11 protein-coding genes are annotated in these 11778 nt (G+C 72.6%); 7 read left to right on the top strand and 4 right to left on the bottom strand.

The genetic code is table 11. The features are described 5' to 3' along the window. The first annotated feature begins 17 nt into the window (after nucleotides 1–17). Nucleotides 18–1598, top strand: a complete 1581-nt coding sequence (locus ACZ6O5_RS07660; protein WP_465975231.1) for a Rieske 2Fe-2S domain-containing protein — start codon at nucleotides 18–20, stop codon at nucleotides 1596–1598. A gap of 109 nt (nucleotides 1599–1707) precedes the next feature. Next, entirely contained in the window at nucleotides 1708–2343 is a 636-nt protein-coding gene (locus tag ACZ6O5_RS07655; RefSeq protein WP_465975900.1) for a TMEM175 family protein, read from the top strand. Between the two features lie 53 nt (nucleotides 2344–2396). On the opposite strand, the gene ACZ6O5_RS07650 is transcribed toward ACZ6O5_RS07655, so the two are convergent. After that, nucleotides 2397–3995 carry a phytoene desaturase family protein gene (locus tag ACZ6O5_RS07650; protein ID WP_465975229.1) on the bottom strand — a complete coding sequence of 533 codons (1599 nt, stop codon included), beginning with the start codon at nucleotides 3993–3995 and terminating at the stop codon, nucleotides 2397–2399. 68 nt (nucleotides 3996–4063) lie between these two features. Here ACZ6O5_RS07650 and ACZ6O5_RS07645 point away from each other — a divergent pair, with 68 nt between their 5' ends. Continuing rightward, entirely contained in the window at nucleotides 4064–4489 is a 426-nt protein-coding gene (locus ACZ6O5_RS07645) for a 50S ribosomal protein L7/L12 (protein WP_465975227.1), read from the top strand. A 91-nt stretch (nucleotides 4490–4580) separates the two neighbouring features. Continuing rightward, nucleotides 4581–5747, top strand: a complete 1167-nt coding sequence (locus tag ACZ6O5_RS07640; RefSeq protein WP_465975225.1) for an alkaline phosphatase PhoX — start codon at nucleotides 4581–4583, stop codon at nucleotides 5745–5747. A 5-nt stretch (nucleotides 5748–5752) separates the two neighbouring features. Here the strand turns inward: ACZ6O5_RS07640 and ACZ6O5_RS07635 are convergent, their stop codons facing one another. Then, nucleotides 5753–6595 (bottom strand): YhjD/YihY/BrkB family envelope integrity protein, encoded by an 843-nt coding sequence (locus tag ACZ6O5_RS07635; protein WP_107155980.1) that lies wholly within the window; start codon nucleotides 6593–6595, stop codon nucleotides 5753–5755. 51 nt (nucleotides 6596–6646) lie between these two features. Here ACZ6O5_RS07635 and ACZ6O5_RS07630 point away from each other — a divergent pair, with 51 nt between their 5' ends. After that, entirely contained in the window at nucleotides 6647–7192 is a 546-nt protein-coding gene (locus tag ACZ6O5_RS07630) for a GNAT family N-acetyltransferase (protein ID WP_465975223.1), read from the top strand. Between the two features lie 85 nt (nucleotides 7193–7277). Then, nucleotides 7278–8501, top strand: coding sequence for a PP2C family protein-serine/threonine phosphatase (locus ACZ6O5_RS07625; RefSeq protein WP_465975221.1), 1224 nt, complete (start codon nucleotides 7278–7280; stop codon nucleotides 8499–8501). 93 nt (nucleotides 8502–8594) lie between these two features. Here the strand turns inward: ACZ6O5_RS07625 and ACZ6O5_RS07620 are convergent, their stop codons facing one another. Then, nucleotides 8595–8915, bottom strand: coding sequence for a peptidase inhibitor family I36 protein (locus ACZ6O5_RS07620; RefSeq protein WP_465975219.1), 321 nt, complete (start codon nucleotides 8913–8915; stop codon nucleotides 8595–8597). A gap of 313 nt (nucleotides 8916–9228) precedes the next feature. Between ACZ6O5_RS07620 and ACZ6O5_RS07615 the strand changes: the two genes are divergently transcribed. Further along, nucleotides 9229–11487, top strand: coding sequence for an ATP-binding protein (locus ACZ6O5_RS07615; RefSeq protein WP_465975217.1), 2259 nt, complete (start codon nucleotides 9229–9231; stop codon nucleotides 11485–11487). On the opposite strand, the gene ACZ6O5_RS07610 is transcribed toward ACZ6O5_RS07615, so the two are convergent. Beyond that, nucleotides 11450–11770 (bottom strand): hypothetical protein, encoded by a 321-nt coding sequence (locus ACZ6O5_RS07610; RefSeq protein ID WP_465975215.1) that lies wholly within the window; start codon nucleotides 11768–11770, stop codon nucleotides 11450–11452. The two genes, ACZ6O5_RS07615 and ACZ6O5_RS07610, sit on opposite strands and share 38 nt — an antisense overlap. Nucleotides 11771–11778: the final 8 nt, after the last annotated feature.

Below are 11778 nucleotides of genomic sequence, written 5' to 3'. Positions count from 1 at the left end.
TTTTGAGGGGGACTACGGTGCGAGTGACCGGTACGGGCCACGCCAGCATGCGGATCGACACGCCCGCGGGCAGCATCCTGTGCGACCCGTGGGTCAATCCCGCCTACTTCGCCTCGTGGTTCCCCTTCCCCGACAACTCCCAGCTCGACTGGGCGACGCTGGGCCAGGTCGACTACCTGTACGTGTCGCACCTGCACCGGGACCACTTCGACGCGAAGCACCTGCGGGACTTCGTCTCGAAGGACGCCACCGTCCTGTTGCCCGAGTACCCGACCTCCGAGATGGAGGACGAGCTGCGGGAGCTGGGCTTCACGACGTTCCTGAAGGCCCCGAACGAGCAGGTGGTGGAGCTGCCCGGCGGCCTCAAGATCATGATCCAGGCGTTGACCAGCCCGACCGACGGCCCGATCGGCGACTCGTCGCTCTGGGTCGAGTACGACGGCGTCCGGCTGCTCAACCAGAACGACGCCCGCCCCACCGACCTGACCGTCTTCGCCGAGCTGGGCCACGTGCACGCGCACATGCTCCAGTTCTCCGGCGCGATCTGGTACCCGATGGTCTACGAGCTGCCGCAGTCGGCGAAGACCGCGTTCGGCAAGCAGAAGCGGGACCGGCAGTTCGACCGCACCTGGCGCTACATCGACGACCTGAAGGCCGACCACGTCTTCCCGATCGCCGGCCCGCCCTGCTTCCTCGACGACGAGCTGTGGCAGTTCAACGACATCTTCGGCGACGAGGGCAACATCTTCCCCGACCAGTCGGTCTTCCTGGCCGAGTACGCCAAGGTCGGCGGCCACAACGGCATCGTGCTGCTGCCCGGCAGCGTCACCGAGATCACCACCGAGGGCGCGACCACCACCCACCCGCAGCCGGTGGAGGAGTTCTTCGCGAACAAGGTCGCCCACCTGGAGGAGATGCGGGAGCGCAAGCGCGGCGTCATCGAGGCCGAGAAGGCGTCCTGGCGGCACCCGGAGATCGACGTGCTGGCCGAGATGAAGCGTCGGATCGAGCCGCTGCTCGACGAGTCGATCTACCTGGCCAAGGGCGTCGGCGGCCCGGTCCGCTTCGACCTGGTGAGCTACGACGGCGCCGACGTCGAGTCGATCGTGGTGGACTTCCCGGGCAAGGAGGTCCGGCCGTACGCGGACGAGAAGGTCCGCTACCGGTTCCGCACCGAGCGGGCGCTGATCGAGCACCTGTTCCACATCGGCGAGGTCGACTGGGTCAACTCGCTCTTCCTCTCCTGCCGGTTCTCGGCGGCCCGGATCGGCCAGTACAACGAGTTCGTCTACGCGTTCTTCAAGTGCCTCTCCGAGGAGCGCCTCCAGTACGCCGAGGGCTGGTACGACGAGCACGAGCGCGCGGTCGACGCCGAGGACATCACGGTCGACGGCTGGGTGGTGCAGCGGCGCTGCCCGCACCTGAAGGCGGACCTGAGCCGGTTCGGCATCGTCGACGGTGACCAGCTCACCTGCCAGCTCCACGGCTGGAAGTTCGACCTGCCCAGCGGTCGGTGCCTGACCAGCGTCGGGCACAAGATCCGCGCCCACCGGGCCGACGAGGAGACGCCGGCGCCGGCCGGGACCCCGGTCATCTGACGCTTTCGCCCCGCCCGCCGCCCCCGGCGCGCGACCATCTCCTGGTGAGGGGGGCGGCGTGACGGGCGCGGACCGGGAGCCGGCGTACCGGTTCGCGCGCAGCAGCGAGATGGCGCGGGACGCCTCCCGGGTGGAGGCGTTCAGCGACGCGGTGATCGCCATCGTGCTCACGCTGATGGCGGTCGAGCTGCTCCAGTTCGGCCCGGACGCCCCGGACGACCGGGGGCTGCCGGCCGCGTTGGCACACGAGTGGCGGGCCTACCTGGCGTACGTGATCACGTTCGCGGTCGTCGGCCAGGTCTGGCTGACGCACCACAACATGTGGCGCTACGTCTGCCGGGTCGACCAGATGCTGCTGGTGTTGAACCTGCTGCTGCTGATGTTCGTGGCCGCCATCCCGTTCACCGCGAACCTGCTGGCGGACCATCTGCGCGGCTCGGTCGGCGACCAGCGGCTGAGCGCGGCGCTGTACGTCGGCACGGTGCTCGGCGAGGCGATGTTCTTCAACCTGAGTTGGTGGTGGGCCCGCCGCCGGGGCCTGCTGCACCCGGATCTCGACCCGCGACTGGCCCGGACGGTGGCCCGCCGGTTCCGGCTCGGCCCGCTGCTGTACCTGGCCGCGTTCGCGGTCGTCTTCGTCGACCCGGTCCTCAGCCTGCTGGCGTACCTGCTGCTGATCGGGCTCTACGTGATCCGTGGCCCGGGCGACCTGCCGCGCGCCGGGCAGGAGGCCGCCTCGTCGTGAGGTGTTAGAAGGGGGCCCCTCCTATACCGCAGGCGTTAACAGGGGGCCCCTCCTTACCCCAGATCGGCGAGGATGCGGCGGGCGGCGTTGTGGCCGGCGGCGCCGATCACGCTGCCCGCCGGGTGGCAGCCGGCGCTGCCGGCGTAGACGCCGTCCACGCCGGTGGCGTACGGCATCCGGTCGGTGAACGACACCGTGTTGTCGACGTGGTGGATGTGCCCGCCGGTGATGCCGAAGTGGGCCTCGATGCCGGGCGGGGGCAGCGGCACCGCGTCCGCGATCAGGTCGGCGGTGCCCGGCGCGTACCGCTCGCAGATCGCGACCAGCCGCTCGACGTACCCGGGCAGCGCCGCGTCCCAGGTGGTGCCGGCCAGCTCGTAGGGGACCGACTGGACGAACAGCGCCGACGAGTGGTGCCCGGCGGGGTCCTGTAGCGACGGGTCGACGGTGGTGTGCACGTACCACTCGATGGTCGGCTCGTCGGGCAGCCGCCCGGCCCGGACGTCGGCCCACATGCCGCGCAGCGCCGTCATCGGCGACTCACCGCCGCCGCCGACCAGCGAGTCGGAGCCGGGCAGCAGGTGGATGGTCGAGCCGAACGGGCTCGGCGCGTCGGCCGGCAGGCAGGAGAAGCGGGGCAGCCCGGTGAGCGCCAGGTTGAGCTTGAGCGTGGTGCCGGGCCGGCGGACCGCCGCCATCCGCGCGCCCAGCTCCGCCGGGAGCGCGCCGTCGGGCAACAGGTCGATCAGCCGGTACGGGTCACACGCGCCCAGCACCACTGACGCGCCGACCTCCCGACCGTCGGCCAGCACCACGCCCGACGCGGCGCCGGCGTCCAGCGTGATCGCGGTGACCGGGGCGCCGGTGACGATGCGGGCGCCCGCGCCCCGGGCCGCGTCGGCGAACGTGCGCGACACGGTGCCCATGCCGCCCTCGGCGATCATCCAGGTGCCGTCCGCGCCGGGCAGCCGGCACATGTTGTGCACCAGGAAGTTGTGCCCGGTGCCCGGGTCGTCGGGGCCGGCGTTGAGCCCGGACAGGCCGTCGGTGACCGCGTACATGCTGACCAGCAGCTCGGAGCGGAAGTCGAAGCGGGCCAGGTGGTCGGCGACCGAGCCGCGGACCAGGTCGACGAAGACCTGCCGCAGGGCCGGCCGGACGTAGCGTTCGGCGGTCTCGTCGACCGGCAGCGGCTCGGCCAGCCACGCCGGCGCGAGGTCCTCGCGGAGCTGCGCCAGCTCGGCCTGGAGCGCGTCGTCGGCCGTCACGTCCGCCGCCGAGAACATCTCGGTGAGCTGCCGCCGGGTGGCCGCCGCGTCGCTGCCGGAGAGGAGGTACGGCGCGCCGGGGCCGCCGGGCGTGGGCAGGAAGTAGTGCGGGTCGCGGCGCAGCACCGGAATGCTCACGTCGAGCGTGGCGAGCAGTTCCGGCGGCATCAACCCGAGCAGGTACGACCCGGTGGAGTGACGCAGCCCGGGCACCAGCGGGAACGGGTTCTCGGTGCGGGTGGCGCCGCCGATCACCTCGGCCGCCTCCAGCACCAGCACGTCGAGGCCGGCGCGGGCCAGCAGGATCGCCGAGACCAGGCCGTTGTGCCCGGAGCCGACCACGACGACGTCGGCGCGTGCCGGCAGCTCAGTCCCGTCACTCATGGGAACGGAGCCTACTGCCGGGCCGACCCCGGCGGGAGGGTTCGCGGCCGGGCGCTACCGTGGCCGGCATGCCCGAGGCAGTCCAGTTCGCGCTCCCGGCCGTGCTCGTCGTCCTGCTCCTGCTCTGGTTCGTGCTCCGGCGGTCCGCCGGCCGTCCCCGGGATCTGGTCGCCCCGGACCCGGCCGCCGGCGGTGGACAGGGGGAGGTGCTCCGGCTGGCCCGTGCGGGGCACACGGTCGAGGCGGTCCGGCTGTTGCGCCAGCAGACCGGGCTGCCGCTGCTGGAGGCGAAGCAGGCGGTCGACGCGTTGCGGGCGGGCGGCCCGCTGCCGGCCCGGCCGGGTGGGCTGTCCGGGCCGGTCGGAGACGACGAGGTGCGCGCCGAGGCGACCCGGCTGGTGCACGCCGGGAAGAAGATCCACGCCGTCAAGCTGGTGCGGGAGCACACGAACTGGTCGCTGGCCGAGGCGAAGCGGTACGTCGACCGGCTCTGACGTCATCCGGCGTTCACCGCGCAGCGGCAGCGGTCGATGCGACGACGGGTCTACCGTCGGCGGGGAGCCATCGTCTCGGGGAGGTCATCCGATGGATCGTCGCACCGTCCTGCGTGCTGCCACCGTGGCGGGCGGCACCGCCTTCGTGGGCAGCCTCTGGGCCGCCGCCGCGCCGGCAGCGCCCGCCCAGCCCGGCCCCGGCCCCTACGGTGACCTGCTGGCCGCCGACGCCAACGGTCTCCGGTTGCCGGCCGGCTTCACCAGTCGGGTGATCGCCCGTTCCGGCCAGCGGGTCGCCGGCACCTCGTACGTCTGGCACCCGGCGCCGGACGGCGGCGCGTGCTTCCCGGCCGGCGACGGCTGGTACTACGTCTCCAACTCGGAGGTGCCGCTTGTCGGCGGCGCCTCGGCGGTGCGCTTCGCGGCGGACGGCACGATCGTCGCCGCGTACCGGATCCTCGGCGGCACCAACAACAACTGCGCCGGCGGTCCCACCCCGTGGGGGACGTGGCTCTCCTGCGAGGAGGTGCCGCTGGGCCGGGTGTTCGAGACCTGGCCGGACGGCGGCCGGGGCGGCGAGGAGCGGACCCGGATGGGTCGCTTCAAGCACGAGGCGGCGGCCTGCGACCCGGTCCGGCAGGTGGTCTACCTGACCGAGGACGAGCCGGACGGCTGCTTCTACCGCTTCGTCCCGGACACCTGGGGTGACCTGCGCACCGGTCGGGTGCAGGTGCTCTGCGCCCCGGACGACCAGGTGGCCGGCCCGGTGACCTGGCGGGACCTGCCGGACCGGGACGGTTTCCCGGTGCCCACCCGCTTCCAGGTGGGCGCCGCGAAGTCGTTCGCCGGCGGCGAGGGCTGCTGGTACGCGGACGACACCTGCTGGTTCACCACCAAGGGCGACAACCGGGTGTGGGCGTACGACGCGGCGCGGGAGCGGCTCGACCTCGCGTACGACGACTCGCTGGTGGAGGCCGGCGCGGCGCCGCTGACCGGGGTGGACAACATCACCGGCACCGGAGGCGGCGACCTCTACGTGGCCGAGGACGGCGGCGACATGGAGATCAACATGATCACGCCGGCCGGCGTGGTGACGCCGTTCCTGCGGCTGCTCGGGCAGTCGGCGTCGGAACTCACCGGCCCGGCGTTCGCGCCGGACGGCAGCCGGCTCTACTTCTCGTCCCAGCGCGGCACCAGCGGCGCGAAGGCCGGCACCGGCGGCATCACCTACGAGGTGCGCGGCCCGTTCCGGCGCTGACCGGCTCAGGCGCGGGCCGCCGCCCGGGCGGCCCGCCACCGGCTCAACGCCAGCGTGGCCGAGTAGCCGGCCAGCACGATCACGTGGAACAGGTAGAGCCAGAGCAGCACCGCCACCCCGCCGCCGATCTCGTCGAACCCGCCGAACGGCACGCCCAGGTTCAGCGGCAGCGAGCAGAACAGCACGAAACCGTGCAGGAAGCCGGAGAGGTTCGCGGCGGTGAACGAGCCCATGCCGAGCGTGGACAACCAGTCCGGGGAGGCCGGGCCGACCACCCGGAACACCCACACCAGCACCGGCGTGAGCACCAGCCACACCGCCAGGAACGACAGCACCACACCGAGCGCGCCGATCCAGCCGCCCTGCCGGACCAGCCGGGTGGTCAGCGGCAGCGCCAGCAGGATCGACAGCAGCAGGGCCGGGGCGGGCGCGAGCAGCGGCAGCAGCAGCAGCCGGCCGCGCCAGCCGACAAGCGCGCCGGACTCGGCGCGCGGCTCGGCCACCGAGACGAACGCCCGGCGCAGCCCCTCGCCGTAGAGCGAGGCCGGCAGCAGCGAGGCGAGCGCCAGCAGCGGGGTCAGCCCCAATCCGGCCTCGACCAGCGCGGCCACCGCCCGGTGCGCGCCGATCTCGGTGGGCAGCGTGTCGATCGCGTACGAGGTCAGCCGGCGCACCCGGTCGGCGCCGGCGAGCAGCCCGGTGAGCCAGATCGCCAGCAGCGCCACCGGCACCACGGCGATCGCGCCGTAGAACGTGATCGCGGCGGCGTGCAGCGAGAGGTCCCGGCCCCGGACCGGCCGGAACGCCGCCGAGGTGATCCGCTTCGTGCGTTGCCAGCCGTCGCCCATCGCCCCCTCGTTCCCCGTGCGGTCGCCGGCCACGCATTACGATCCGGCGTCATGATGATCGCCTCGACCGAGCGGCTGGTGGTCCGGGACTGGACCGAGTCACCCGACGACCTCGCCCGGGTCTACGACATCTACTCCCGTGCGGAGGTGATGCGCTGGCTGGGCGGCGGGAAGGGGCGGTTGACCCGGCCCGGCGACGCGCTGGAGCGGGTGCGTTCCTGGCGCGAGCGCAACGCGCCGTACGCCGGTCGGTGGGGCCTGTGGGCGATCGAACCGCACGCGACGGGCTGCGCGGCCGGCAGCGTGCTGCTCAAGCCGCTGCCCGGCCGGGACGGTGTCACGCCTACCGACGACCTGGAGGTCGGCTGGCACCTGCACCCCGACGCGCAGGGCCAGGGCTACGCCACCGAGGCGGCCCGGGCGGTGCTGGAGCGGGAGTTCGCCACCGGCACCGGCCGGGTGTACGCGGTGGTGATGGCCGGCAACGAGCCGTCGACGGCGGTGGCCCGGCGCCTCGGCATGACGCACCTGGGCGTCCGCACCGACTGGTACGGCGGCGCGGAGCTGGAGACGTTCGTCCTGGACCGTCCCGCCTAGCCGGAGTTCCTCGTCTCGTCCGGTGCCCGTACGTTGGCAGTTCGCCGTCGGACTCCTACGGTGGTGGGGACGCGGGGGAGGTGCGGTGGTCGACGGCGGCGAGGCAGCACGTTGGCTGCAACTCCACGCGTCCCGGGGCGGGCCGGACGAGTTGTCACTCCTGGTGAGCAGCGCAGCGCCGGCCATCGGCGCCAGCGAGATCGTGATCTACCTGGCCGACTACACACAGTCGTCGCTCGTCCCCCTGCCCGGCGCCGGCCCGGCCCGGGGCGAGCTGACGATCGAGACGACGCTGGCCGGTCGGGCGTTCACCAGCCTTGAGGTGCAGCGCGCGCCCGCCCACCCGGACCGGCTCTGGGTGCCCCTGCTGCTCGGCTGCGAACGGCTGGGGGTGCTGGAGGTCGTGTCCCCGGCCGCCGGCGACCCGGCGCTGGAGCGGCCGGCCTGGGAGGTGGCGGTCAACGTCGCCCAGCTCCTGGTGAACCGCCGGCTCTACGGTGACGCCGTCGAGCGGATCCGCCGCCGCCTGCCGATGCAGGTCGCCGCCGAGATCGTCTGGGGGCTGCTGCCGCCGCTGACGTTCGCCACCGACGACCTGGTGATCACCGCCATCCTCGAACCCTGCTACGACGTCGGCGGGGACATCTTCGACTACGCGCTCAACGGCGACGTGCTCAGCGTCGGGCTCTTCGACACCTGCGGGCACGGCATCAAGGCGAGCGCGTTGGCCTCGCTCGTGGTCAGCGCGTACCGCAACGCCCGGCGTACCGGCCTCGACCTGGTCGACACGGCGATCAGCATCGACAGGTGGGTGCGCGCCGAACACCCCGGCACGTTCGCGACCGCGCTGCTCGCCGAACTCGACAGGCGTACCGGTCTGCTCCGGATCATCAACGCGGGCCATCCGGGCGCCATGCTGCTGCGGGACGGCCGGGCCGTCCGGGCGCTGCCCGGCCCGACCGCGCTGCCGCTCGGCCTGGGCAACCTGTCGGGCAAGCGCCCCCGGGTGCACGAGGAGGCGCTGCACCCGGGCGATCGCATCCTCGCCTACACCGACGGCATCACCGACGCGCGCGGCGACAACAGGGAGCGGTTCGGGCTGGACCGGCTGGTCGACTTCGTCGAGCGTGCCCTCAACGACCGGCTGCCCAGCCCGGAGACGATGCGTCGCCTGATCCGCGCCGTCCTCGCGTACCAGCAGGACGAGCTTGACGACGACGCCACCGCGCTGTTCCTGGAGTGGCAGCCGCCGCACCTGCCCATGCGGCACCTGGAGCACCTCGCCGCGTCCGGTGACCGCGACCGCTGATGCCGCGAGGGCGGGCCTCGGATGATCAGTCCGTGGCCCGCCCGGCCTGGCGGCCGCGGCCCACGTTGACGCGGCCGCGGCCTCACCCCGCGGTCAGCAGGGGGAGGTGATCCACCTGTGCGAGAGCAGGTAGGCAGGGCCGATGTTGCCCTGCCAACCCTGCCCCATGCACCCGTTGTAGCCGGTGTAGTACGTGCCCGTGTAGAACGCCACCGCCGTGTAGGAGGTGGAGGTTCCGCGGTTGTACACCGAGCGGGCCGGAGCGCTCCGGGCCCAGGAGCAGCGGTCGATCCCCGACGTCCAGTCCGGGTCGGCGTCCGACCAGCGGCACATGTTGCCTGACCCGCCGCTGCCGGTGTAGAAGCACACGTGGGAAGCGGGGCAGTCGGCGTAGCTGGCGGATGGGGTCACCACGGCCGAGGCCGGAGAGCTGACTGCCAGAAGGGCCGCTGCCGTCGTTGCGGCCACGGCGAGAGCCCGGCTCGGTCGGGTGAGTGCGGACAGCGTTCGCTGGAACATGCAGAACCTCCTAGGGCCGCCGAAAAGGGCTTCCGGCTTGTCGGAAGGAACGCGGCGCGGGTGCCGGCCGATCTGCCCGCGCTGACGTTTGTCTATGACTTGTAGTGTCGTGAGCACACCGGAGCCGATCCAGGCGACTGACCGGCGATCCACCGGCGACTTCCTCCACGACGGCTGAGGAACAGGACAAGCGATGGAATTCGGTCCTTTGATCAAGTCGCGTCGACAGTCGCTGAACCTCTCTCAGGAGGAGCTCGCCGCTCGGTCGGGAATCAGCGTGCGGAACCTTCGTGACCTGGAAACCGGGCGGATCCGGCAACCCCGCCAGCAGACCGTGCGGTTGCTGGCCGAGGCGTTGGGGCTGTCCGGTGACGAGCGGCGCGACTTTCACGAGCGGTCACGGGCCGCTCCGGGACTCAGCTCGCCGACGGACGGGACAGGAGGCGCCTCCACGGCGAGTCGACCCCTTCCGGCTCAACTGCCGCCGGACACCGCCTCCTTCACCGGACGCGCCGACGCTCTGGCCGTGATGGACGCGCTGCTCCGCACAGAGACGCCAACCGTGGGCACGACGACCCTGGTGGTAGGTCCGCCAGGCATCGGTAAGACCTCGCTCGCGGTGCACTGGGCGCACCGGGTGAAGGACCGCTTCCCGGACGGACAGCTCTTCGTCAACCTGTCCGGATTCGACCCCAGCCAACCGCCGCTGGCTGCCACCTCGGCGGTCCACGCGTTCCTGGGCGCGCTGGGGGTTCCCGCAGCGGCTATGCCGGTCGACGAGACGGGCCGGACTGGCCTGCTGCGCAGCCTGCTCGCCGGCAAGCGAATGTTGTTGCTGCTCGACAACGCCCGCGACGCGGAGCACGTCCGACTGCTGTTGGTCGCGGCACCGGGATCCGTAGTCGTCGTCACCAGCCGGGACCGGCTCCTGGGGCTGGTCGCGGCGGCGTCCGCACACCCGGTCAGCCTCAGCCCGCTCAGCGACGACGAGTCGCGACAACTGCTGCGCCGCCGGGTCGGCGCCGGCCGCCTCGATGCCGAACCGACCGCCGCGCACGTGATCGTCGACCGCTGTGGCGGCCTGCCGCTCGCCCTGGCGGTGACGGCTGCCCGTATCGTCTCCCAGCCCGCGGTGCCGCTGGCCGTCGTCGCGGGTGACCTGACCGGTGCCGTGCCACGGCTCGACAGTCTGGCCAGCCACGACAGCCCGACAGACCTGCGCTCCTGTCTCCTCGGCTCATACCGGTTGCTGAACCCCGGGGCCCGGCAGGTCTTCCGGGTGCTTGGACTGCATCCCGGCGCCGCCAACGAGGCGGCGGCGGCAAGCCTGGTCGGGCGCCCACCCGAGCAGGTGGGCCTGCTGCTCGCCGAGCTGGCCCGGGTCCACCTGATCGGCGAGACGGCCGACCGCCGGTGGCACCTGCACGACCTGGTGGCCGCCTTCGCCAAGGAACGAGGGCGGCGGGACAGCGATGCCGACCGCATGTCCGCGCTGCGGCGGCTCGGCGATCACTACCTGCAGACCGCGGTTGCGGGTGCCCGTCTCCTTGAGCCGCGCCGGGAACCGCTCCCCACGATCACCCCGGCGCCGGGTGTCACCGTCCACCCGCTCGCCGACGAGGAGGACGCCAACGCCTGGTACCGGGCGCACCGGACAACCCTCGTCGCCATGGTGCACCTGGCCGCCGAGCACGGCATGGCGACCCACGCATGGCAGTTGGCGTGGGCGATGACCACGTTCCTGTCCCGCGGCGGCCACTGGGCCGACCAACTGGTGGTGAACCGCGTCGCCCTCCGTGCCGCCCGAGTGGGCTCCGACGCCCGCGGCATGTCGTACGCACTGCGCGGTATGGCCCGCGCCTACCTGCGCCTCGGCGACCACGATGCGGCCGAGGCCAGCCTGCGTCGGGCGCTGCGGCTGTCGAGCCGGATCGGAGACCTCGGCGGGCGGGCGCGGGCCCACCACGGGTTGGCGTATGTGCGTCAACAGCGCCGCGACCTGCCCGGCGCCCTCCACCACTCCCGGCGGGCGAGGCTCCTCTTCCTGCTGGCGGGCAACCACAGCGCTGGTGCCGAAGCGCTCAACAGCTCTGGTTGGTACCACCTGCTGGCTGGCAATCTCCGCCAGTCGTTCCGTCAGACCCGGACGGCGCTGGTTCTGTTGCGGCGGTTCGGTGAGCGGCACGGCGAAGCCAGCGCCTGGGACACTCTCGGCCGACTCTGCGCACAGCTGGGCGATCTGGGCCAGGCGGATCGATGTTACGAGCACGCCCGTGCGTTGTTCCGGGATCTGGGGGACCCGTTCTTCGAGGCGGAGGTGCTGATGCACCGGGCGGAGGACCGGTGGGCGGCGGGCGACCGGAACGCCGCCAGAGCGGACTGGAGCGCCTCCGCGCGGATCCTTGAGGGCCTGCACCATCCGTGGGCCGTCATGGTGCGCGATCGGATCGGCAATCCGGGCAGCTAGCTGTACTGTCCTGAACCGGCCATGGTCGGGTCCAGCCGACGAACCGGGCGAAGTACTCGGCCGGGTCGACCTCGCCCGAGCCCAGCCGCAGCGCGTCGGCGATCGCGTCGTGCATCAGCACGCAGAGGTAGACGGCCAGGCCGGGGCGGTCGTGTGCGTACTCGCGGCGCAGCCGCAGTCGGGCCGGCTGGCACGGCCACGGCGCGGCGCACGCCCGGCACCGCCAGGCGGGCCGGACCGCCACGTGTCGGGCCAGCGCGGCCGGACCGATGTCCTTGCTCATGGGCTCCT

The organism is Micromonospora sp. NPDC049201, from assembly GCF_055586805.1.
The sequence above is the reverse complement of the archived record's forward strand: the minus strand, read 5'-3'. Positions and strand labels throughout refer to the sequence as shown.

Bases quoted from the DNA above. Each gene is read 5' to 3' on its own strand.
- ACZ6O5_RS07635 (WP_107155980.1), bottom strand. From the start codon at position 6,595: ATGGGCGACGGCTGGCAACGCACGAAGCGGATCACCTCGGCGGCGTTC.
- ACZ6O5_RS07650 (WP_465975229.1), bottom strand. From the start codon at position 3,995: ATGAGTGACGGGACTGAGCTGCCGGCACGCGCCGACGTCGTCGTGGTC.
- ACZ6O5_RS07610 (WP_465975215.1), bottom strand. From the start codon at position 11,770: ATGAGCAAGGACATCGGTCCGGCCGCGCTGGCCCGACACGTGGCGGTC.
- ACZ6O5_RS07645 (WP_465975227.1), top strand. From the start codon at position 4,064: ATGCCCGAGGCAGTCCAGTTCGCGCTCCCGGCCGTGCTCGTCGTCCTG.
- ACZ6O5_RS07640 (WP_465975225.1), top strand. From the start codon at position 4,581: ATGGATCGTCGCACCGTCCTGCGTGCTGCCACCGTGGCGGGCGGCACC.
- ACZ6O5_RS07655 (WP_465975900.1), top strand. From the start codon at position 1,708: ATGGCGCGGGACGCCTCCCGGGTGGAGGCGTTCAGCGACGCGGTGATC.
- ACZ6O5_RS07630 (WP_465975223.1), top strand. From the start codon at position 6,647: ATGATGATCGCCTCGACCGAGCGGCTGGTGGTCCGGGACTGGACCGAG.